Raw genomic sequence first — 22,975 nt, forward strand, 5'->3', positions numbered from 1 at the left:
TGTCTTTATTTTACGACATTGAATTTGCCTGATTCTATCAGGTTGCCGCGTTGGTCGCGGAGCTGGAAGATATAAAGACCGTTGTAATAGTTATCGAGGCTTAATGAGGTTCTGTTGCCTATGGCTTTCAGCTCATCAATTTTCTTTCCGAGAAAATTGTATACAATAAGATCGTATACGCGGTCGTTATTATGCTGTTGAATTTCAAAGTAGATGATATTAGTAGCAGGGTTGGGGTATCTCTTCACAACTTTGCTACCCCCGTCAGTAGATGGTAGGGTCTTGTCATTTTGCGCCATGCCTGTAAGGCTGAAGAGGCTTAAAACAGCAATAAGAATGAGGGTAGAGGTTTTCCACATAGTATTATAAAAATAAAGATTTTTTCAAATATTTCCCAATTTTGTTTGTTAATAATCTGTCGTCTGAATGCCTGTCAACACGCTTCAATATAAAAATAACAAACTATAAGCCATTTTGTTAAAAGATCCAAACTTTTATACAAACTTTAACGCTTGTTAATCAATTTTGTAATTGATTGATTTTGAATTAATTAGAATCTCGGACAATTCAATCTCTCCAATGTGCTGTTTCTGCTGTTCAGGAAGCTTTTGAAAACCAATGAGATTTCGAAGCCCCCGAAGGTCTGACTGGCTGTCCGCAGCTGAGAAATGTTGGCATCATAGCTCATGGCTATCTCGTATTTCTCCATATCAATTTTAATGGTCGGGATGACGGCATCATTCCAGCGAAGGAATAATCCGCCGTAGATAGCGCGGGTGGATTCGAGTCCTTCATCCATCAATCCATAACCGATCAGTGCCCCGCCGATATATTCTGAATAAGATCCCTGGTGCAACTGGTTGTAATGTGCAATCATTTTTACCCTTTCTGCGAGCGGGATGGTAATGCCGGCATTGAAGGTAATTTTGGGCGAGAGTTGGATATTCTTGTCGTTGTAAAAAGAAACCTTTGGTCTGTTGAAATGGAAGTAACCTGCCCCGATAAAGTAATTCACATCTTCTCCTATCACGCTGTTATAACTCATGCCCACGCCAACGTCCATGTAGGTATAGCCTTTCAGGGCCAGTTTGCCTTCCTCTCCGGTGGGTGCTGAGGGGTCAAAGCGGCCGCCCGTATACTGGTTGTTGAAGGTCATGTTGGTGGGATCAAACTGCCGTTGCACAATACCGCCCATGAAGCCTAATGAAAGGAAACTGACTTTATACTCGCTTAGTGATTTATGATAGTTCAGTGCCGGAAGTATCTGTGTAGACTGCAACCGGGAGGTTCCGGCCCTGTCATAGGTAATCTGGAGGCCAGTGGTCAGGTAGTCGTCGCTATTGCCCACGGGGAACTTGATCTCACCGCTGATGGTGCCTGTCTGGTATGGAATGGTTACACTATTCCATTGGTTGCGGTATACTGCCTGTATTCTTACATCACCGTTGAAGATGCCGATCAGCGCCGGGTTGCGGAGTATCGGTGTCTCATAGAACTGAGACAGATGTATGTCCTGGGCCAGCAGGGTATTGGCCGTAGTCAGGGATATGATTGCCAGCAATATGCTGTAAATGGTTTTCATGGCCAGGTTAATTATCTGAGTAGTGTAACATTGCCTTTTAGCTGGAAAAATTCGTTCGTGTCACAATAGGCTTCAAGGAAATAAATGTATACATCTGACGCCTGCGGTTGTCCTTTATAGGTTCCATCCCATCCGTTTCTGCTATCGTCGATATTGATCCGTTCCCGGCGGAATACTTCTTGCCCCCACCTGTTAAAGATACGAAAGGATTTTATCATGCTGATTCCTTTTCCACGGGGATAGAAGATATCATTCTGTCCGTCGTTGTTGGGAGAGAAGGTGTTCGGAAGAAATACCACATCTGTGTTGCATACCAGATCTACATTCATTACATCGCTTTTCGTACAGCCGTATTGGTTAGTACCTGTAATGCTGTATGTAATGGGCTTTCTCACGGCGGCAGTGGTAAACGGGCAGGTAGGGCAGTCAATGAAATCAGCCGGGCTCCATTTCCATTTCACTACGTCGCTGCTACCACTGGCCATCAGTTTTACTACTTCGCCTACAGTTACTGTCTGGTCTTTACCTGCGTTGACAGCCGGCAGCGGTCTAACAGCAACTTTTACAGACAGTGGTGCACTGGCCGGGCAGGCGGGATCATTGGTACCGGTTACCTGGTAGGTAATATCTTCTATTGGAGTGGTAATTGGATTGGCGATGGTATTATTGGTAAGGCCTGTTACAGGCGTCCAGTTATAGTAAGCGGCGCCACCGGCTTGTAGTTTTACCGAACTACCATAGCATACCATGGTGTCTCTATTTACCGTGAGGTTCACTTTGGGCACTACGGCTATATCCAAAGAATCCATCACCGAACATCCGTATACGTTAGAAGCCTTTGCGCGGTAGCGGGTATTTATAAGTGGCGATGCCTGCGGATCTGTACAATAAACGCAACTGAGTACACCTGTTGTGAGCCACTGTACACTGGCGTCTGACTGTGCATGCAGGTTTACGCTGTTACCTTCACAGATCTTCAGCTGAGAGGCGCTTACACGTACATAAGGTGTTGCATTGATTGTGATATTTTTCGTAACGGAATCCTGGCAATTGCGTGCGTCTGTTACCACCAGCTTTACCGGATAGGCGCCGGAGGCGGTATACTTTGTGGCTGCCGGTGTTTGCAGGGAGGAAGACTGACCGTTGCCCAGATCCCAGCGCCAGGTGGCAACCGGTATGTTGGGAGAAGGCAGGGTTGTATTGCTAAAGGTCACGGGTTGTCCGGCGCAGGTGGCGGAGTTTACATCGAAACCAGCTATAGGCGCAAGTATGTTGATATTAGAAGGCTTCGTCACTGTTTCATCGCAATAGGCCGGATCTTTATAATGAATGGTAAGCTGATCATCGAAAGTACCTGTATTGGTCCAGGTCTTCACATAGTTCTGGTCTGTGGTGTTGTAAACAGTACCGTCGCCAAACTGCCAGGTGTAGCTTGCTACCAATGCCAGTGGTACGTTCAGTACTTCATAGGTGGCTTTGCTGCCACGGCAAATAGCGCTTACGCCAGTGGAGAAGTCGGCCTTAAAATAATATACAGTCTGATAGCTGCTATGGTTGCAGCTATTACCGGTTTCGCCTACAGTGAGCCTTACGGTGTAATTGTCGGGTATCGTGTAATTGTGTGCGGCGTCTTTTGTGTAGGCGCGGGTGTTATCCCCAAAATCCCACTCGTAGGTGGAATTGGCGTTGGTACCGGTAGATGTGTTGATGAAGATGAATTTGCTTTTATCATTGCAATCCCCGGTCACTTTGAATTGCGACACAGGCCCTGTGACTACAACAGTTGCAGGTGTGGCTGCCGTATAACATCCGTTATTACCGGCTTTCATCTGAACTGTCAGGTTGCCGGAGGTGGTGAAGCTGTGGTTAATGTCGTTATTGGTAGATTCTTCCTGTTGTCCGTCCCCGAAATCCCAGCTATAGGAATCTGCATATTTTGCATCTGCCAACAATCTTACAGGGCTGCCGGTGCAGGTGGCGGCGGGTGTTACGGTAAAACTCACATTGGATGGAGGATTACCGGTATGCACCTGCTTAAGGAATGGAATGGAGATATTACAACCGTTTTGTGTGTTCACTTTCACTGTTACATCATAAGTGCCTGTCTGCGGATAGTTGTGCGTAGTATTGCCGGTGGTAGTTGTCTGTTTGCCGCCATCGCCGAAATCCCATTCCCAGGAGGTTACAGGATCGTTGATGTTGTTGGTAGCAGTAACGGTGAATGCGGCATTGTAAGGTACGCAGCCTGAAACCGGTGCACTCAGGGTAATTGAAGGGTATGATATGGAGATGTAGTTGCTTTTTTTCAGGGTTGATGTACAGCCATTACTGTTGGTGACAGTAAGCGTTACGTCGTATTTACCCGCTTTACCGTATGCATGGGTGATGAGGGCATTGCCGGTAGTCGCTTTGGCAGAGCCGTCTCCAAAGTCCCAGGTGCGGCTTACGGCATCCGGGGTGGCATCCGTGAAGTTGGCAGTGAAGAGCTTGCAGCTGGTGGTTACATCGGCACCGAAAGCCACTACTGGTGTAGCTCCTACGGTGAAGTCCTTCCAGTAAGTGCTTTTGCTGTCGGTATACTGAACTTCCAGCGTTACCTTTTTGGGACCGGAGGTGGTGTAGGTGATCTGCGGATCTTTGTCGTGGGATGTTCTGCCATCGCCAAAGTCCCAGCTATATCCCACCGGTGCGCCTGTGCTGCTATTCTGAAAAGTAAGTGTTACGGGTGCACACAGGGTGGCAGGAGTTGCCGTGAAAGAAAAACCCGCCTGCTGCGCCTGCAGCTGGCTGACATGTACCAGGGATATAATGCACAGCATTACCCGGAGGTATTTTGCCTGTAAGTATTTCATAGGATATATATCCACAATATTAACGAAAAATATATGTATTATTTATTTTCTTTTTATCTAATAAGCGTTACGTTCCCTTTTAATGTGAAAAATTCGCCGGTATCACAGATTACTTCGGCATAGTATACAAATACATCGGGATTCAGCAGCGTTCCGTTGAAGCGTCCATCCCATCCGTAAGACAGATCATCGATTGGGAATCCTGCGCGTTCGAACATCATTTGCCCTAACCGGTTATACACCCTGAAAACCCGGACTGTCCGCAATCCTCGTCCTCTGATATAGAAAATATCATTCTGTCCGTCTCCATTCGGTGAAAAAGTATTGGGGATGAATACGTTGCTGTTACTGCAAACAACATTGACGGCGATATTAGCTTTACTAACGCACCCATATTGATTGGATACGGTTACGTGATAGAGTGTAGTGTTTTTCGGCGTGGCTGTTGGCGCCAGGCAGTCGAAGCAACTGAGTCCTGTTTGCGGCGTCCATGTCACGCTGGTGATGTCGTTGCTGCCTTTTACCGGCAGGGGAACTACTGAACCTGTAGGCACCGTTATGTCAGGGCCGGGATTGACTACGGGAGACGGATATACTGTAACGCGCACTTTGGCGGTATCTGTAAAGCAACCAACGTTGTCATAACCTATTACCTGGTAGTTGATGGTGCGGTCAGGGTTGGCAACAGGGTTAGGGATAGCCGGATTGTTGAGTCCCTCTGCGGGCATCCATTTATAAGTTAGCGCGCCGCGGGCCTGCAGCTGTGTGGTTTTACCGTTGCATATGTCTGCATCCTGTGAAGAAACGCGGAAAGGTTGTGTTACTGTGAGTCTCACTTCACCTTCGTTCGTGCAGCCGAAAGCGTTAGTGGCCAGCACGCGGTATACAGTATCTATGTATGGCGTTACTTTAGGCGACTGGCTGGCAGGATCTGAAATATTGTAATTGGTCCATGTTACTTTCACATCCGGGGTGGTGTTGGCTGACAGCTGCAATGCTGATCCACGGCAGACATTAGTTGTAAGTGGTGAGGGTGCCAGCTGTGGCGCCGGATGTACTACTATATTGGCATGTGCCACACCTGGGCATGAGCCGTCTGCGTTGGTAATGATCAAACTTACCGGGATATTACCATCCTGTTTTACAGTGATCGCCGGAGGCGTCTGCATGTTGTACAGATCATTGCCTACTGTCCAGCTCCATTTTGTATCAGGCAGGTGTTTGTTTTCACTGCCGCTAAGTTGTACTGTTCCGTTGACGCACAAAGGTGTAACGGGGGCTATCCCTGGTTCTGGCTGCGGTGGCACAACTACGGTAGTCGTCTTCTTATCAGTACATCCATAATAACTGGTTACCTGTAAGTCGACATTGAAGGTGCCTGGCTGCTGATAGGTAAAGCGGCCGTCAGTGGTAGTGGAGGTATTACCAGGGCTACCCGGTATACCAAATGACCAGGCGCTTGTGTAAGCCTGTCCCAGCTGATCGTAGGCCAGTCCTTTAGTATCGTTTCTGAATGCAACCACGCCGCCTCCGCATGCCTGGGAAATATCAGCGGTAAAACCAGCAACTATATTATCCACAATCACTTTATCATTTCCCAGCGCCGGCACTTTACATCCTTCATCATCAATCAGTGTCACGCGTGGAGAATAAATGCCTGGCTGTGTATAAGTGTGTGGTGGTGAAGTAGGTGCATTGTTTTCCACTACCACGCCATCGTCAAAGTCCCACATGAACTTCACCGTTTTGATAGCGGTTGCGGAAATGCTTGCCTGTAAAGGCACGCAGCCTTGAGTAGGCGTAACTTTCATCTTGCCATCAGGTCCTTTAATGGTAATAGGTAAGGTATGTTTATCGCTGCAGCCGCCTTCTGAAAATACCGTAAGCGTAACCTGGTAGGTTTTAGGCCGTGTATAGATATGTATATCAGGATTATTATCTGTAGAAGTACCATTATCTCCGAAATCCCAGTGAGAAGAGACGAAGTCTTTGGACTGGTTGGTGAACTGTACTTTTACCGGCGGACATAGATCCAGATCTGGCGGATAACTGAAGGCTGCCTTGGGATCTGGTACCCGCAGCACATTGGCTTTGGTAATTTCATCCGTACATCCGTCGGCAGTTGTTATTTTCAGGCTCACGTTGTATGTACCCGGCGCAGTATAGATTTTGGTGGGCTGTGCGCCGGTACCGGTGGTATTATCGCCAAAGCTCCATTGATAGTCTGTAACTGTTCCTGCAGATGTGGACACAAAAGTGAATGGTGCATTCAAGCAGGAGATATTCACCGGTGTCATGAAGTCTGCCTTTACATTTTCGAAGTTGATGGTTTTTTGTGCAGACACGGCGCAACCAAAAGTATCGACTGCCTGTAACTGTACCGTATAGGCGTTGGTGTTAGTATATGTGTGCGTGGTGCCTGCAGGCAGGGTTGTATGTTTTTCAGGAGGAGTGCCGTCACCGAAATTCCATGTCCATTCAGCGATCTGATTACCTGCGTCCACGGTGGATTTATCTGTAAATGTTATCGGTTCATTTTTACATTTCTTTCCTGCATAAACAAAATCCGGCGAAGGTCCATGAACGGCAAGTGTTACCGGAGGTGATTTGCGTACGCACCCGTTTTTATCTGTAATGGTAAGTGTAATGGTAAAGATGCCTGTCCGGGTATACAGGTGAGATATGCTGTTTGTCGGATTGGCGTTGGCGCCAAGTTGCTGGGCGGTACCATCTCCCCAGTCCCAGTAATATTCATCGATGTTGGCGGCATTCAGTGGGTCAGCGGTGAAGGTGGCAGTTTTACCTACACATATCCAGGGGACAGAGCTATGTATCACAGGTTTCTCATCAATGATATTCACATCGTGCTTTATAATATACTGGCAGATACCGTTGTCGATGGTGAGTGTTACCGTTTTGGTACCAGTTGTTTTATACACGTAGTCGGGGTGCTGATCTGTAGATGTGGCGCCTGGTTCGCCGAAATCCCATTTCCAGCTTTTAGATACAGACGGATCGGGTCCGAAGTCTGATTCATCTTTGAATTTGCGGTGGTAAGGATTATCGCAATCAGGTACTGTCGAAAACCTTGCCACGGGTGGCAGTATCTGAATAAATGCAGGTTTGGTAAGCTGAGAGCGACAGCCGTTGTTGGTAACAATGAGTGTAACATTGTGAATACCTATTACACTGAACTGATGACCAGGGTTTTCTTCAGCGCTGGAGCTGTTGTCCTGTGGCCAGACCCATTGCCAGCTTTCGCCGTGAGGTACAGAGAGGTTTTTGAACTGCACCACATCAAATGCGCAGGATTTTCTGGGAGTGGCATCAAAATCTACTACCGATTTGATTCCTGTGCGGACAATTGAATTGGCCTGAGCAGTACATCCACCGGCTGTTACAACATTCAGTGTAACGGTGTAAGTTCCCTGCGTGGTAAAAATATGTTGTGGTTTGGCTGTATTGGCAGTGGAGCCATCACCAAAGTCCCACTGGTAGCTGACTATAGGATCTGTAACGTTCAGTTTACTATCGAAATCAACGGTGAGTGGAATACATCCTTCTATGGCAGAGGGAGAGATTTCCAACACTGGTTTTTTAATAATAACCGGAGCCGGCAATGTTATACCTGTCATACATCCATTAGCATTAGATGCCACCAATGCCGGTACATAAGTACCTTCAGCAGTGTAGGTATGAACAGGATTTTCATCGGATGAAGTGGGCGTGCCATCGCCGAAGTTCCAGATCCATTTATCGGCATTCTGTGACTGCGCCTTAAAATTTACTGTGAAAGGAATTTTGCAGCCGGACAGCGGATCTGCCACCGGATTGATCTGTGGCGACGGATTAATGTGAAACGTCTGCTGGATCTCATTGGAGCAGCCGCCGAGTGAAACACGTAATGTAACATTGTAATCACCAGGAAGGGGGAACACCTTGTTTGCATCAAGTGTATTGACCGTAGAACCATCCGGGAAAATCCAGGTAGCCACATCAGGCACGGGAGTAGTGGTATTCTTCAGTATTGTTGCCTGACCAGAACAGGCGTTGGTTGCTGTAAAGGATGGTTGCAGCGGCTGTATGACTACGAAATCCTTTTTTACCAACGGACGGCTGCAGTTGCCAATCATAGTGGTCAATGTAACGGTGTATTTACCTACTGCCGTGTAGGTATGTGTATCATCGGTACCACTGGTGCCATCGCCATAGTCCCATTTGTAAGTAACAGGATCTATTGTGTTGTTGACAGTAGTATTGAAGAACCGCACGGCGAGAGGCACCGTACAACTTTGTGTTCTGTCGGCTGTAAAAGAAGGCAGTGGCGGTTCTGTTACTTTAACAGGAAAAGGCTCGCTGTTGCTTTTACAGCCAAAGCTGTTGGTAACAATACTAACCACATTGTAGGTGCCAGCCTGGGTGAACTGGTGTGTGGGGGTAGGTCCGGTTGTACCTCCTCCATCAGCGAAGTCCCAGGTAATATCCTGAATAGTGCCGTCTCCGGGCGTTGATTTATCTGTGAAAGAGACATTGAGCGGTATGCAACCCGAAGCGGGATTGGCTGTGAAAGCTACGGTGGGTTTATTGTAAACAGTTATATCAACCCCCTTCCTTACAGGACCACCGGGATAGTTAACGGTCAGCGTAACATGATAGACGCCTGGGACCTGAAATATTTTGGATGGACTAAGTGTGTTGTTGATGGTGGCTCCTACTCCGAAGTCCCATACATAGCTGGTATATCCGTTGTCCAGTGTCGCATTGAATTGCACCGGAAAAGGTGGACAGTCGCTGGTTTTATTGGCCGTAACTGTAACATTCTGTGTGAAAGCTATAGCTGGCACAAATAATATCAACAGGCATCCAAACAGGTGTCTGCCGGCCTTTCTAAGGACATACAGGAGGTTTTTCATGGCGTAGGTGCCCTTGCGGGCATTGGTCATAGGTATAATTAAAGCTTAAAAATAACAATTAAGTTTGTAAATAGTTTAGTTTACCAGCCTGTTTAAACTGTATAACTTAATCTTAATACTAAAATGACAGATCGTCAATACTGGAATGAGCGGTACCTTAGCGGCAATACAGGATGGGATATGGGGCGGGTATCACCTCCGTTGAAAACATATATCGATCAGCTGACTGACAAAGCGTTACGTATACTTATCCCCGGCGGCGGTAACAGCTATGAAGCTGCCTATCTGTATGAACAGGGCTTTCATAATATTACGGTACTGGATATAGCGCCGGTACTGATCAAGCAGCTGAACGCAGCTTTTGCAAACACAGATGTGCGTATCCTGGAAGAAGATTTTTTTCAACACAAGGATACCTACGATCTGGTGCTGGAACAGACATTTTTCTGCGCTATTGACCCGGCATTGAGACCTGCCTATGTAACACATATGCATAAACTGATCAGGCCGGGAGGCCACCTGACAGGCGTTTTGTTCGATCGTAACTTTGAGCATGCCGGCCCTCCGTTTGGTGGCAGCAGGAAGGAGTATGAGGATTTGTTTGCGCCATTGTTCCGTTTCAGTACACTGGCGCCCTGTTATAATTCACATCCTGCCAGGCAGGGAACAGAGTTGTTTATTAATTTTATACCAAAATAACCAGTTATGCACAAGATGTTACTGGCTGCCGCAGCGCTCCTGGTGAGCGGTTCACTTTATGCACAACAGCAGGTGGAAGACGCAGAAGCCTTTGCCAAAGACATTCAGAAACCCGGCGTACAAGTGTTTGATGTACGCACCGCAGCAGAATTTAAAACAGGACATCTGCCGGATGCCTTACAGGCGGATTATAACAAGAAAGAGGAATTCATTGAAAGAGTGAAATACCTTGACAAACAGCGGCCTGTATATGTCTATTGTCTTGCAGGAGGTCGCAGCAATGCTGCCGCCAAATGGATGCGTGAAAACGGTTTTCAGGATGTAGTAGAGCTGAAAGGAGGCATCAATGCCTGGAAGCAGGCAGGTAAGGCGCTCGATGGTGTTGAAGATAGTCAGCCACAGATGACTATGGAAGCATACAACAAAGCCACTAATGCGAAAGGAGCTGTACTGGTGGATGTAGGCGCCGCCTGGTGTCCTCCCTGCCGTAAGCTGGAACCTGCATTGAAAAAGTACCTCCAGGATCATAAAGACATTACCCTCTTTAAAGTTGATGGCGGAAGAGACCAGGATGTGATGAAAGCTATTTCTGTGAAGTCATTACCTACATTGATCCTTTATAAGGATGGTAAGGAAGTGTGGCGCAAACATGAACTGTGATTTGTGTGATTAATATGATTCTGGCGATGAGTGAAGATAAAAGCGGATAATTGTCTGAACTGTGATTTATGTGATTAGTTTGATTCTGGTGATATGCGAAGATTGTAAAGGAAAATAATATTATAAAAGCGAAAGGCCCGTTTAGAAAAGTTTCTAAACGGGCCTTTCGCTTTTATCTTCGTACATCAGAATAATCAAACTAATCACATAAATCACAGTTCAGACAATTATCCGCTTTTATCTTCACTCATCGCCAGAATCATATTAATCACACAAATCACAGTCTGTATTTGGTTTCCGCGTATTCCATGAAGTACCTGAACTGTAACTCATTACCTGTCACTTTCTTACAAAGTTCATTGGAGGTATAGAACCTGCCGAAAGGATGAACGTTGTTACGTAACCAGTCGAGGAGGGGGTGATAGTTACCTGAAGCGATGGAGGTGTTGAGGTCAGGAGTTTGCTTTTGTGCGGCAGTGAACAGTTGTGCTGCATAGAAGCTGCCTAATGAATAGGTCGGGAAATAACCAAAGCTACCGTGCGACCAGTGTATATCCTGTAACACGCCACGGAGGTCATCCGGAACGGTAACATGCAGGTATTGTTGATAGTAGTCGTTCCAGGCATCACGCAGGTTTTTGGCGTTGATGCTACCATCCATTAATCCCTTCTCAATTTCGTAGCGGATCATGATATGGAAGTGGTAGGTCAGCTCGTCGGCTTCCGTGCGTATCAGCGAGGGCTGTACGTGGTTAATGGCTTTGTAGAAGTCGGAAAGGCTTACTGTGCCCAGGTTTTCAGGGAACAGCTTTTGCAGGCGTGCATAGTTGTGTTCCCAGAAGATGAGGCTGCGGCCAACATTGTTTTCCCAGAGGCGCGACTGAGATTCGTGTATGCCCAGGCTGGTGGCTTCACCGCAGGGAAGGCCATATTGTTCAGGGGGCAGCCCCTGTTCATAGAGGGCGTGGCCACCTTCATGGATACAGCTCCAGGTCATGTTGCTGAAATCATTTTCATCGATGCGGGTAGTGACCCTTACATCCTGGGGGTTGAAGCTGGTAGTGAAAGGATGTTCTGAAATATCCTGTCTGCCGGCTTTCATATCGTAGCCCATTTCGCGCAGGAGGTCAAGGCCCAGCTGCCATTGGGTATCACGTGAATAATGTTTGAAGAGGAAGTCCCTGTTGATGGCTGGTTGTTTTTCAATCTCCGCCAGCAGGGGGGACAGTGCTGTCTTTACATCGGCGAAGATGGTGTCCAGCATGGTGGTAGTGGCGCCTTTCTCGTATTCGTTGAGGAGGGCGTTGTAGGGGTGTCCTTCGTAGCCGAGTATATCGGTTTCCTGTTTTTTAAGTTCAATCATCCTGGAGAGCAGGGGCGCAAAGATCTGATAGTCGTTGGCTTTGCGGGCTTTTATCCAGGCGTGATAACATTCGTTGGTGGTTTGGGACATTTCCGCAACGAAGGCTATCGGATATTTTTTATTCTTCTCGTAGTCTTCGAGAGAGAGAGTAATATTTTTCTGTTGTACAGCATTGAGGTCGGTGGCGCCTTTCAGTTGGTGCAGGAGGTCGCCCAGTTCTTTTTCAGTGAAGAGTTCATGTGCTATGGTACTGAGGGTGGTAAGCTGCTGGCCTCTGAAGGCAGCGCCTTTTTCGGGGAGGTATGTTTCCTGGTCCCAGCCTAATACAGCCATAGCATTTCTTACATCCGCAATTTTTTGCATCTTTGATTGATACCCGGCATAAAGTTCCGATGTAGATTTGCTTCCTGTCATAACGTTAGTTTTTTGCAAATGTAGCGGATGACGGCAATAACCATTAATTTCTTTGATATGAAAATAAAAGAGGTCATACAGGCGCTGGAAGAATTTGCGCCGTTGCAGTACCAGGAGAGCTATGATAATGCCGGACTGATTTTCGGGGATGCTGGCGGGGAAATTACGAATGTGTTGCTGACACTGGATGCTACGGAGGCGGTGATAGACGAGGCGATTGCAAAGGGGTGTAACCTGGTGGTAGCGCATCACCCGATCGTATTTGGCGGATTGAAGAAGATCAATGGTAATACGTATGTAGAGCGGGTGGCTATCAAGGCGATTAAGCATGATATTGCTGTTTATGCCGCGCATACTAACCTGGACAATGTCCGGAAGGGCGTGTGTAATGAAATGGCGGCCCGGCTGGGATTGGTGAACAGGAGGATATTACAGCCCAAGAACGGGTTACTGAAGAAGCTATATACTTTTGTGCCGGTGGCTGATGTGGAAAAAGTACGGGCAGCTTTATTTGCTGCCGGTGCGGGTAACATCGGGAACTATAGTGAATGTAGTTTCAACGCCGCAGGGGAGGGTACTTTCAGGGGTAGTGAGGGTACTGACCCTTATGTGGGCAAACCCGGGGAAAGACATTTTGAGTCCGAAATAAAGTTGGAAGTGATTTTTCCGGTATATTTGGAATCCCGGATTATACAGGCGCTGTTGAGCAGCCATCCGTACGAGGAGGTGGCTTATGATGTGGTGATGCTGGATAATGCATACCAGCAGGTAGGTTCGGGGCTGGTGGGAGAGCTGCCGGAAGCGATGGACGAGATGGAATTCCTCCGGCTGGTGAAGGACCGGTTCCGTACGGGTTGTGTGAGGTATACGCCGCTGAGGGGGGAAACCGTGAAGAAAGTAGCGTTATGTGGAGGGGCGGGTAGTTTTTTGCTGAAGCGTGCCATAGGGGCCGGAGCAGATGCCTACATATCATCAGATTTTAAATATCATGAATTTTTTGATGCTGATAATCAATTGATTATCGCTGATATAGGACATTTTGAGAGCGAGCAGTTTACAGTGGAATTATTTTATCATATATTGACTGAAAAATTCCGTAATTTTGCGCCTCTTAAATCTACGATTAAAACAAACCCGGTAAATTATTTATAATACATGGCTACCGTAAAAGAATACTCCGTTGAAGAAAAATTAGCATCTGTACTTAAGTTACAGAAGATTGATTCCAAACTGGATGAAATCCAGGTGTTGAAGGGGGAGTTGCCGATTGAAGTAAAGGACCTGGAAGACGAGATCGAAGGGTTAAATACCCGTCAGGCTCATATCGAGAATGAGATCAAAGGCATCCAGGACTTCATTGCCAGCAAGAAAACTGCCATCAAGGACGCTGAGGCGCTGATCAAGAAGTATGAGAAGCAGCAGGACAACGTGAAAAACAACCGTGAGTTTGAAGCGATCACCAAGGAGGTAGAAATGCAGAACCTGGAGATCAAACTGGCTGAGAAGCACATTAAGGATGCCAACGAAGAAGTAAAGGAAAAGACCCGCACTTTGGACATTGCCAAAAAGACGGTTGGTGATAAGGAGGCAAACCTGAAACATAAGAAAGGTGAACTGGAGAAGATCGTAGCCGAAACTGAAAAAGAAGAAAAAGGATACCGTAAGGAAAGCGAAGACGCCCGCACTAAGGTAGATCCCCGTTTGCTGGCTGCTTACGAAAAAATCCGTACAAACTACCGCAACGGTCTGGCTGTGGTAACAGTAGAGCGTGATTCCTGCGGCGGTTGCTACAATGCTATCCCTCCTCAGCGTCAGGCGGAAATCCGTCAGCACAAGAAAATTATCGTATGTGAGCATTGCGGCCGTATCCTGGTGGATAATGACCTCGAAGCTACCGTTACCATCTGATCTTCCCAGGTCAGTTGAAATAAGATTGAAAAAGGACATCTGCGGATGTCCTTTTTTCGTTTGGGCGATGCCGTGATAAATTTAATACTAATATATTTAGTTTTATTTTACTAAATATATTAGCTTTGCCGCATATCATTAATGCGCAGGTTGTTTGCGTAGCAGCTCTTTTAAATTTGTGGCAGGAATTTGGATGGGCATTGCAGCTTAAAAATTGTGAATGGTTATTTGGGGGAGTGAGATTGTTGTGTGAGATTTGACCTTTAATTGGAATTTTGCCCATTATGCGTATTATTTTTTCGTTTGTCCTTTTGCTGGGAATTGGATTGACCGTTAACGCGAGACAGAAAGTATATGATTTCAATAGCCGTTGCGAACAGGCATATGAAGCTATTATGCAATTGCGGTTAAATGCCGGTAAAGCATTACTGGAAGCGGAAAAGAAAGAGAACCCGGATAACCTGATCCCCTATTTCCTGGATAACTATGTAGATTTCTTCCCGTTGTTTTTTAACGAAGATGCGGCAGAATACTCCAAAAGGCGGGGAATGAGATCAGTAAGGCTGGATAAGATGGAAGAAGGCTCGCCTGATTCACCCTACTATCTTTATACACAGGCTGCGATCAAGTTCCAGTGGGCGATGGTGAAGATAAAGTTCAATGAGAAGTGGGACGCCACCTGGGAGATCCGGAAAGCATATGCAACATTGAAGGAGAACCAACGCAGATTTCCTGACTTCATGCCGAATAAACTATTGCTGGGCGCCATGCAGACTGTGTTTGGCACTATCCCGGAAGGATACAAGTGGATTACGAATATCCTCGGTATGAAAGGCAGCATTAAAGATGGGATGGGCAATGTAAACGCCTTTATTGAAAGCAATGCGCCGGAGGCAAAACTATTCAGGGAAGAATCTTACTATTACTATTGCTACCTGATGTTATTTATTGTAAACAAGCCGGAAGACACCTGGGCCTTTTTACAACGTAAGCAACTGGATACAAAGAATAATTATCTCTTTGCCCTGATGGTGGCCAACCTGTCGCTGAATAACCAGAAAGCCGCAACAGGCCTGAAAGTATTACAGGAGATCAATGACAGTGCGCAGTTTACTGATATACAGTATTACAATTATGTTATGGGGCTGCTGAAGCTCACGCGGTTGGACAGCGATGCACATGTGTACCTGGAGCGGTTTGTCAATAATTTCAAAGGCAGGTTTTACCTGAAGGAATGTTTGCAGCGTCTGAGTTGGTATTATTACCTCGAAGGTAACCAGGCGGCGGCCAATAAGTACCGCGCCATGATTCTGGAGCGAGGCGGCCTCGACACGGATGCAGACAAACAAGCACTGAAGGAAGCCCAGAGCGGTAAATGGCCTAATCCCTTTCTGCTGAAAGTCCGGTTACTGAGTGATGGCGGGTATTTCAGTGAAGCGCTGAAATTACTGCTCACCAGGAAAGCGGCGGATTTCGCGGAGCTGTCAGACAAACTGGAATATGCATACCGGCTTGGACGTATATACGATGAAAGTGGTCTGGATGACAAAGCCATCGCGATGTACGATGTAACGGTGAAAGTAGGGCGCAACAGGCCGGAATATTATGCCGCCCGTGCTTCCCTTCAAATGGGGTATATTTATGAAAAACGCAATGATAAAACCAAGGCCATCCAATGCTACCAGCAATGTCTGGATATGAAAGGCCATGATTATAAGAATTCCCTGGACCAGCGCGCCAAAGCAGGTTTACAGCGTGTGAACGGCACATGAGAAAGGGAGTGACAACCATTACATTCCTGACTTATGTTACAGCGACTAATCATCAAGAATTACGCAATTATTGAAAACCTGGAAGTAGACTTTACAGGCAATCTCAACGTGATCACCGGTGAAACCGGCGCCGGTAAATCAATCGTACTGGGCGCCCTCTCCCTTATACTTGGAGAAAGAGCTGATCCGACTGTATTATTTGATAAAACAGGAAAGTGCATAATAGAAGGGCTGTTCAAAGTAAAGAAAGCCCAGGTGGCCGCCTTCTTCCAGGAACATGAGCTGGATCTTGAAGACCAGCTGATCATCCGCCGGGAGATCAGCGCTGCTGGTAAGTCAAGAGCATTCGTCAATGATACCCCCGTCAATATATCCCAGCTGTCTGAATTAAGCAGCTACCTCGTAGACCTGCACCAGCAATTTGATACACTGGAACTCGCCAATGCAGACTTTCAGCGGAATGTGATAGATGCCCTTGTGAATAAACCCGCAGAACTGCAGCAATATCAACAGGTTTATACGCAGTATGTACAGGTGCAGAAAAAATACCGGCAACTGGTTGACAGCCGTGATAACGCTAACAAAGAACTGGACTACAATAAATTTTTGCTGGATGAGCTGCTGGAAGCCAACTTTTCTCCCAACGAAATAGAAGGCCTGGACCATGAACTGCAATTGCTCACCAATGCAGAAGAAATAAAGAATACACTGAACCGTGTTTATTTTCAGTTGAAAGAAGATGAACAACCGATATTGCAGCAGTTGAAACAGCTACAGTCATCCTTACAGAGCATTGCTGCATTTCACAAAGATATGCCTGCATTGTCTGAGAGGTTGTTGTCTACTTACCTTGAACTGCAGGACATTGCAGGTGATGTAGAACGTATCAGCGACCAGGTGCAATATGACGGAGAGCGTATTGAAACGGTGAATGAAAGAATGGCGCTTGGGTACCGGCTGTTTAAAAAGCATGGGGTGAAGTCAACGGAAGAACTGCTGGCCATACAGGCTGAACTTACAGTGAAAGTGGAAAGTGTACTGAACCTTGATGAGCAGCTGGCAACGCTTGAACGTGAACAGTCGCAATTACATGAGGTATTGCTGAAGGCCGCTGCTCAGATTACCGCAGCCCGCCAGGTACAGGTAGCGCCTTTTGAGAAGAGAGTGAATACGTTGCTGGCCCAGGTAGGTATGCCTAATGCAAGGCTGAAAGTGGAGATCATCAGTGGAGAGCTTAATTCATATGGCCAGGATCATATTGATTTCCTTTTTGACGCTAATAAAAGCAACCAGTTTGCGCCTGTGGGCAAAGTGGCATCCGGTGGTGAGCTGAGCCGGCTTATGCTCTGTATCAAATCATTGGTGGCTAAATCTGTAGCACTGCCAACCCTGATATTTGATGAAATTGATACCGGTATTTCCGGAGAAGCCGCCAAGCAGGTAGGTGTCATTCTGAAAGATCTCGCCAAAGCGCATCAGATTATCTGTATAACTCACCAGCCGCAGATCGCCGGTAAAGCCGATGCACATTATTTTGTGTACAAAGATGCCAGGGCAGGGAAAGTAACTACGAATGTACGCCTGCTGTCTCAGGAAGAACGGATAGATAAGATAGCGCAAATGCTGAGCGGTGAAAAGCCCACTGCCGCAGCATTAGAAAATGCCCGCGAAATGGTGAGATAAACCAGCAGCCTGTTTCAGGAATTACAAGACGCGGTGATCCAATAGCTTTTTTTTTCAACTATAACGACTATTTTTGCCGAAATCAATTTTGACCACATGGCTCATAACTTATTAAAAGGGAAGAAAGGTATCATCTTTGGCGCACTTGATGAAAAGTCTATTGCATGGAGAACTGCACTGCGTTGTGTGGAAGAAGGTGCGGAGATCGTGCTTACCAATGCCCCTATCGCCCTGCGTATGGGTGAGATCAACAAACTGGCTGAAACCTGCAAGGCGCCTGTTATTCCGGCTGACGTTACCAATATGGATGATCTGACCAACCTGTTCAACAAATCGATGGAGCATTTTGGCGGTAAGATCGACTTTGTACTTCATTCAGTGGCAATGGGTATGAATATCCGTAAGGGTAGAAGCTATACTGACCTGGATTACGACTTTAATCATAAAACATTCGACATTTCAGCTATCTCCCTGCACCGCGTGCTGCAAACAGCTTACAAGTTGGATGCACTTAACGAATGGTCTTCTGTGATTGCACTGTCTTATATCGCTGCACAGCGCGTATTCCCTGACTATGGCGAAATGGCTGATGCCAAAGCCCTGCTGGAATCTATTGCCCGCAGCTTTGGTTACCACTATGGCGTACACAAAAAAGTGCGTATCAACACCATTTCACAGTCTCCGGTGAAAACTACCGCAGGTTCCGGTGTGAAAGGTTTTGACGGTTTTGTGGCCTATTCAGAAGCAATGAGCCCGCTGGGTAATGCTACTGCTGACCAATGTGCAGATTATGCTGTAACGCTGTTCTCTGACCTTACCAGAATGGTGACCATGCAGAACCTGTATCATGATGGCGGATTCTCCTATACAGGGGTTACTGCCGGTGTGATTGAGCAGATGGAAAAATAAAAGAGAAAGAAAGACACGAAATAGAAAAGCCGCTTCTTCGGAGGCGGCTTAATTTTTTATCAGGCATAGGACGCCTCTGAGAGTAACATTACTGCCTGTCTAATATTCATCTTCGTTGAAGAAGAAATCGTCCTGTGACGGGTAGTCAGACCAGATATCCTCAATCCCCTCGTAAATTTCTCCCTCATCCTCCAGCTCCTGAAGGTTCTCGATTACTTCGATCGGTGCACCGGAACGAATGGCGTAATCAATAAGTTCATCTTTAGTAGCTGGCCATGGAGCGTCCTCCAGGTATGAAGCTAATTCTAATGTCCAGTACATCTTATTAAGATTTTTACTTTTTTAATTTTTCGCAAAAGTATTATTTAATTTGAAATAAACAACTTTTACTATTTTATTGGTTAATTACTTTTCTTTGGGTTATGCTAACCGCTCGCAATGTTACCAAAAATTATTCCAACTTACCCATTTTGAAGGGGGTGGATATAACTGTCAGTAAAGGAGAAATAGTAACCATCGTTGGATCTTCCGGCGCCGGTAAAAGCACCCTCTTACACATCCTTGGAACCCTTGATACGCCTACATCCGGTGAAATATGGCTGCATGATGTCAACCTGACCGGTCTTAAAGGCAATACTCTTGCCGACTTCAGGAACCGTCATATTGGCTTTATCTTCCAGTTCCATCATCTGTTACCGGAGTTTACGGCACTGGAAAATGTGTGTATCCCCGGCTTTATTGCAGGCACCCGTAAAAGCCAGGTAAAAGAGAGGGCGGCTTTCCTGTTATCCACGCTGGGCCTGAAAGACCGAATGGAGCACAAGCCCGGCGCCCTGTCAGGTGGGGAGCAGCAGAGAGTGGCTGTTGCCCGTGCCCTCATCAATAACCCCGATGTGATCATGGCAGATGAGCCTACCGGCAACCTGGATTCAAAGAATGCCCGGGAGCTGCACAACCTGTTCATTGAGTTGAGAGACCAGTTCCAGCAAACCTTTATCATTGTTACGCACAACGAGGAGCTGGCGCCGCTGAGCGACCGCCAACTGCTCATGAAAGACGGGAAGATCATCTTCGATGCTCAGTAGCCGTAAATACTGATCCCCGTTTTGAATGTGTTGCAGTGTGCATTTACAATGTCCCGGATGCGGGTGGAGTAACCGCCGCCCATAGCCACGGCACAGGGGATCCCATGCCTGTGAAGCGTACTGAATACGATCTCATCGCGCTGAAGAACGCCTGCAGGCGTTATCCTGAGTTTGCCATAGCGGTCTGTTTCCAGTATATCCACACCAGAAAGATAGCATACCATATCAGGTTTTACCCGGTTGATAAGGCCCGGAAGCGCCGATTCGAGGAGCTGAAGGTAAGGACCGTCTGTAATACCGTCAGGAAGTGGGATATCAAGGTCGGATGTTTCTTTATGAAAAGGGTAGTTGTGGGCGCCATGCATACTGAAGGTAAACACCTGGCTGTTGTTATTGAACAGCGCCGCACTGCCATTGCCCTGATGAACATCCAGGTCTACGATCAGCACCTGCTTTACCTTTCCCTGGTGCAGCAGATGATTGGCGGCTACGCCGAAATCATTTAGCAGGCAGAAGCCCTCGCCATGATCCGCAAAGGCATGATGCGTACCGCCAGCCACATTGAAGGCAAGCCCATGCTCCAGTGCATGCAGGGCAATGTCAATAGTCCCCTGGGTAATAACCATCTCGCGTAAGGTAAGGTCCGGCGACTGCGGCAGGCCGATATGCCGTACTTCTTTTACAGAAAGGGTCTGGTCGCGCAGTTTCTGCCAGTATCCGGCGGTATGCGTACGAAGGATCGTTTCTTCTGCGACTGGCTCCGGCTCAAACAACTGATCGGCGGTAATAATACCTTCACGCAGCAGCTGTGCGGGTATCAGCTCATACTTAACCATCGGGAAACGATGGCCTTCCGGGAGCGGGTGTGCAAATATGTGATGGTAAGCGATCTTCATAACCTGTCTACTGTATCCTTATAATCGATTTTCCGGCTATTACAAACACTGGTTCTGCGGGTGAGGGCTCCAGTGAGGCTAATCCCGTAAAGTGCCCGAAAGCGGGTAAAATACCGCAATGCCGGCCAAAATAAAAACAGGGAAGTCTTAACCGCTGCTTACCCATACCAGCCATTACCATACCTGGATGCAGATGTCCGGAAAACGTATATTGGTAACCGTTATCATCCTCACAGGGTTCATGGATAAAATGAATGTTGCGGATGGTGAGCGTATTATGAACATTTACTTCCAGCTGTTCATATACCTCCGGTTGCATAATATCATGGTTACCCTTTACCAGATCGAAACTGATATGGCGAAACTGGGAGCGCCACAGCCTGAAATACTGGACGTCGTTATTTTCCGTACTATGAAACATATCCCCCACAACTATGACTCTTTCCGGGAGATGCCTGGTGATAAGCTGTTGTAATCTGAAAAGATCTTCCTGTACAATGCCCGCCGGAATAGCAATGCCCGACTTCCGGAAATGTGCGGCTTTGCCCAGATGAAGATCTGAAAGGAGAATGGTTTTCTCTTCTTCCCAGAAAATAGCCCGTTCGGGCAGCAGGCGCCAATGTTGTTCCTGAAAATAAAATACTTCCTCCTTCACTGAACCGGCGTTTTAAATGAACTGCAAATTATTAATTATCCATTGACGGCAATCAACTTTTTGATCCTATCTTCCAGTCTTTCGCTGGTCATGGTATCCCGTAGGCTGTCTACCTTGATGGGAAAGCAGAAAGGAGTGAGTTTTTGTGGAGATGTGATAACAATCCTGCTGTGGCTGATACGCTCCAGGGTTTCGCGCAGGCGGGCTTCCTCCATCTGGTAAAAGAAAGCTTCGTTGAATGCCTGCCGTAGCAGCAGGTTCTGCGGATCATAGTCTGTAAATACATTGAACAACAGAGATGATGATGATTGCAAATGTCTGTTGGCCTTATGTTTGCCAGGATAGCCCTGGAATATAAGCCCGGCTATCACGGCAATGTCGCGGAACTTGCGCCTCGCCATTTCCGTGGCATTTACGCTGGTTTGTAATTCTGTGAGCAGATTGTCTGTAGTGAAAAGTTCTTTTGCATTTTCCTCCGTAACCGGGATGGGCTGGTCAGAAAGCAGTTCAAACCCGTAGTCATTCATCGCGATGGAAAACGTGATGGGCTGCCTGCGGCTGATACGGTAAGCCAGCAGCGCGGCCATTACTTCGTGTACCAGTCGTCCTTCAAAGGGATATACGAAAAGATGATAACCATCATCGGTCTGTATCTGTTCTATCAGCAGCTCGTCATCTTTCGGTATATGAGATAGTTGCTCCTGCAGATTGAATAAGGGTTGCAGGGCAATCAGTTCCGGGTCGGAAGTTTTGCGTGATAACGCTTCGTTGAACTTGCGGCGCAGCATCTGTCCCAGGTTAGACGATAACGGGATACGGCCTCCCTGGTAGCTGGGAACAATTGTCCGTTTGGAAGTGGACTTGCGCACCAGTACTGTCATGTCTTTTATCATTACATATTCCAGGTTGCGCCCTGCTAATGTAAAGCTATCGCCGGCTTGCAGCCTTGATATAAATCCTTCTTCAATCACACCTACATAGCCACCTGCAAGGAATTTCACTTTGAGCATGGCATCACTGACTATTGTGCCTATATGCAGCCGGTGGCGCATGGCCATCATGCGGCTTTTGCAGTAGTAGAAGTCACCGTTATGTTCCATCTTCCTGAATTCATCATAGCTACCAAGGGCCTCGCCGCCAGTAGTGAGGAATGCTAACGCCCATTGCCATTCCTCTTCTGTAATATGTTGGTAGCAAAAGGTCTGGCGTACTTCGTCCCATATTTCGCTGGCGTTAAAGCCATCGGAAACGGCGAGCGTCATCAGGTATTGCAGCAATACATCATAGGCGAGTAGTACCGGCATGCGGCTTTCCACAATATCTTCTTCCATGGCGGCTTTGAGAGCTGCTGCCTCTACGAGTTCGAGCGCATGGGTAGGCAGGAAAAATATCTTGCTGACGGCTCCGGGCTGATGCCCGCTACGACCGGCCCTTTGCAGGAAACGCGCTACGCCTTTGGGGCTGCCTACCTGGATTACACTGTCTACCGGCCGGAAGTCCACGCCCAAATCCAGGCTGGCTGTGCATACTACGGCTTTCAGGATGCCATTGTGCAGGGCTTCTTCTACCCATATACGTAATTCC

The 22,975-nt window shown here is 47.1% G+C and carries 17 protein-coding genes; 8 read left to right on the forward strand and 9 right to left on the reverse strand.

Translation table 11 applies throughout. The annotated features are described in order from the left end of the window. Positions 1-5: 5 nt before the first annotated feature. From VM802_RS17255 to VM802_RS17270, 4 genes are all read right to left on the reverse strand, one after another. Complete coding sequence (locus tag VM802_RS17255; protein ID WP_325532721.1) at positions 6-359, reverse strand: T9SS type A sorting domain-containing protein; 354 nt, start codon at positions 357-359, stop codon at positions 6-8. Positions 360-550: 191 nt separating this feature from the next. Continuing rightward, entirely contained in the window at positions 551-1,582 is a 1,032-nt protein-coding gene (locus VM802_RS17260) for a PorP/SprF family type IX secretion system membrane protein (protein ID WP_325532723.1), read from the reverse strand. Between the two features lie 11 nt (positions 1,583-1,593). Beyond that, positions 1,594-4,434, reverse strand: coding sequence for a PKD domain-containing protein (locus VM802_RS17265; RefSeq protein ID WP_325532725.1), 2,841 nt, complete (start codon positions 4,432-4,434; stop codon positions 1,594-1,596). Between the two features lie 53 nt (positions 4,435-4,487). Continuing rightward, positions 4,488-9,377, reverse strand: a complete 4,890-nt coding sequence (locus tag VM802_RS17270; RefSeq protein ID WP_325532727.1) for a PKD domain-containing protein — start codon at positions 9,375-9,377, stop codon at positions 4,488-4,490. Positions 9,378-9,470: 93 nt separating this feature from the next. Here VM802_RS17270 and VM802_RS17275 point away from each other — a divergent pair, with 93 nt between their 5' ends. Further along, positions 9,471-10,046 carry a methyltransferase domain-containing protein gene (locus tag VM802_RS17275; protein ID WP_325532729.1) on the forward strand — a complete coding sequence of 192 codons (576 nt, stop codon included), beginning with the start codon at positions 9,471-9,473 and terminating at the stop codon, positions 10,044-10,046. A 6-nt stretch (positions 10,047-10,052) separates the two neighbouring features. After that, positions 10,053-10,706, forward strand: a complete 654-nt coding sequence (locus tag VM802_RS17280) for a rhodanese-like domain-containing protein (RefSeq protein WP_325532731.1) — start codon at positions 10,053-10,055, stop codon at positions 10,704-10,706. 277 nt (positions 10,707-10,983) lie between these two features. Here VM802_RS17280 and VM802_RS17285 read toward each other — a convergent pair whose 3' ends face one another. Beyond that, complete coding sequence (locus VM802_RS17285; RefSeq protein WP_325532733.1) at positions 10,984-12,483, reverse strand: carboxypeptidase M32; 1,500 nt, start codon at positions 12,481-12,483, stop codon at positions 10,984-10,986. A 57-nt stretch (positions 12,484-12,540) separates the two neighbouring features. On the opposite strand from VM802_RS17285, the gene VM802_RS17290 reads away from it, so the two are divergent. The 5 genes from VM802_RS17290 (at position 12,541) to VM802_RS17310 (ending at position 18,755) form a co-directional block, all read left to right on the forward strand. Then, complete coding sequence (locus VM802_RS17290) at positions 12,541-13,635, forward strand: Nif3-like dinuclear metal center hexameric protein (RefSeq protein ID WP_325532735.1); 1,095 nt, start codon at positions 12,541-12,543, stop codon at positions 13,633-13,635. 3 nt (positions 13,636-13,638) lie between these two features. Continuing rightward, on the forward strand, positions 13,639-14,391 hold the full coding sequence (locus VM802_RS17295) for a zinc ribbon domain-containing protein (RefSeq protein WP_325532737.1): 753 nt from the start codon (positions 13,639-13,641) through the stop codon (positions 14,389-14,391). Positions 14,392-14,675: 284 nt separating this feature from the next. Then, the gene (locus VM802_RS17300; RefSeq protein WP_325532739.1) at positions 14,676-16,163 is read left to right on the forward strand and encodes a tetratricopeptide repeat protein; all 1,488 of its coding nucleotides are present in this window, start codon (positions 14,676-14,678) and stop codon (positions 16,161-16,163) included. A 33-nt stretch (positions 16,164-16,196) separates the two neighbouring features. Further along, a complete protein-coding gene (gene recN, locus VM802_RS17305) occupies positions 16,197-17,846 on the forward strand; it encodes a DNA repair protein RecN (RefSeq protein ID WP_325532741.1) in 1,650 nt (549 codons plus the stop codon). A gap of 96 nt (positions 17,847-17,942) precedes the next feature. Further along, positions 17,943-18,755 carry an enoyl-ACP reductase FabI gene (locus VM802_RS17310; protein WP_325532743.1) on the forward strand — a complete coding sequence of 271 codons (813 nt, stop codon included), beginning with the start codon at positions 17,943-17,945 and terminating at the stop codon, positions 18,753-18,755. 99 nt (positions 18,756-18,854) lie between these two features. Here VM802_RS17310 and VM802_RS17315 read toward each other — a convergent pair whose 3' ends face one another. Further along, positions 18,855-19,076 (reverse strand): DUF2795 domain-containing protein, encoded by a 222-nt coding sequence (locus VM802_RS17315; RefSeq protein WP_012794455.1) that lies wholly within the window; start codon positions 19,074-19,076, stop codon positions 18,855-18,857. Between the two features lie 101 nt (positions 19,077-19,177). On the opposite strand from VM802_RS17315, the gene VM802_RS17320 reads away from it, so the two are divergent. Next, complete coding sequence (locus tag VM802_RS17320) at positions 19,178-19,840, forward strand: ABC transporter ATP-binding protein (RefSeq protein WP_325532765.1); 663 nt, start codon at positions 19,178-19,180, stop codon at positions 19,838-19,840. Here VM802_RS17320 and VM802_RS17325 read toward each other — a convergent pair. From VM802_RS17325 to VM802_RS17335, 3 genes are all read right to left on the reverse strand, one after another. Next, positions 19,834-20,736 carry a histone deacetylase family protein gene (locus VM802_RS17325; RefSeq protein ID WP_325532767.1) on the reverse strand — a complete coding sequence of 301 codons (903 nt, stop codon included), beginning with the start codon at positions 20,734-20,736 and terminating at the stop codon, positions 19,834-19,836. The two genes, VM802_RS17320 and VM802_RS17325, sit on opposite strands and share 7 nt — an antisense overlap. Before the next feature lie 7 nt (positions 20,737-20,743). Continuing rightward, positions 20,744-21,391, reverse strand: a complete 648-nt coding sequence (gene pdeM, locus VM802_RS17330; RefSeq protein WP_325532769.1) for a ligase-associated DNA damage response endonuclease PdeM — start codon at positions 21,389-21,391, stop codon at positions 20,744-20,746. Between the two features lie 35 nt (positions 21,392-21,426). Next, positions 21,427-22,975, reverse strand: a 1,549-nt coding sequence (locus tag VM802_RS17335; RefSeq protein ID WP_325532771.1) for a helicase-related protein, incomplete at its 5' end; no start/stop codon positions are given.

The sequence above is a fragment of the Chitinophaga sp. genome (genome assembly GCF_035538455.1).
Lineage (GTDB): Bacteria > Bacteroidota > Bacteroidia > Chitinophagales > Chitinophagaceae > Chitinophaga.

Excerpts from the sequence above, each read along its gene's own strand:
- VM802_RS17280 (WP_325532731.1), top strand. The coding sequence starts at position 10,053 with ATGCACAAGATGTTACTGGCTGCCGCAGCGCTCCTGGTGAGCGGTTCA.
- recN (WP_325532741.1), top strand. The coding sequence starts at position 16,197 with ATGTTACAGCGACTAATCATCAAGAATTACGCAATTATTGAAAACCTG.
- VM802_RS17295 (WP_325532737.1), top strand. The coding sequence starts at position 13,639 with ATGGCTACCGTAAAAGAATACTCCGTTGAAGAAAAATTAGCATCTGTA.
- VM802_RS17325 (WP_325532767.1), bottom strand. The coding sequence starts at position 20,736 with ATGAAGATCGCTTACCATCACATATTTGCACACCCGCTCCCGGAAGGC.
- VM802_RS17265 (WP_325532725.1), bottom strand. The coding sequence starts at position 4,434 with ATGAAATACTTACAGGCAAAATACCTCCGGGTAATGCTGTGCATTATA.
- VM802_RS17300 (WP_325532739.1), top strand. The coding sequence starts at position 14,676 with ATGCGTATTATTTTTTCGTTTGTCCTTTTGCTGGGAATTGGATTGACC.
- VM802_RS17290 (WP_325532735.1), top strand. The coding sequence starts at position 12,541 with ATGAAAATAAAAGAGGTCATACAGGCGCTGGAAGAATTTGCGCCGTTG.
- VM802_RS17275 (WP_325532729.1), top strand. The coding sequence starts at position 9,471 with ATGACAGATCGTCAATACTGGAATGAGCGGTACCTTAGCGGCAATACA.
- VM802_RS17285 (WP_325532733.1), bottom strand. The coding sequence starts at position 12,483 with ATGACAGGAAGCAAATCTACATCGGAACTTTATGCCGGGTATCAATCA.
- VM802_RS17310 (WP_325532743.1), top strand. The coding sequence starts at position 17,943 with ATGGCTCATAACTTATTAAAAGGGAAGAAAGGTATCATCTTTGGCGCA.
- VM802_RS17270 (WP_325532727.1), bottom strand. The coding sequence starts at position 9,377 with ATGACCAATGCCCGCAAGGGCACCTACGCCATGAAAAACCTCCTGTAT.
- VM802_RS17320 (WP_325532765.1), top strand. The coding sequence starts at position 19,178 with ATGCTAACCGCTCGCAATGTTACCAAAAATTATTCCAACTTACCCATT.
- VM802_RS17315 (WP_012794455.1), bottom strand. The coding sequence starts at position 19,076 with ATGTACTGGACATTAGAATTAGCTTCATACCTGGAGGACGCTCCATGG.
- VM802_RS17260 (WP_325532723.1), bottom strand. The coding sequence starts at position 1,582 with ATGAAAACCATTTACAGCATATTGCTGGCAATCATATCCCTGACTACG.
- VM802_RS17255 (WP_325532721.1), bottom strand. The coding sequence starts at position 359 with ATGTGGAAAACCTCTACCCTCATTCTTATTGCTGTTTTAAGCCTCTTC.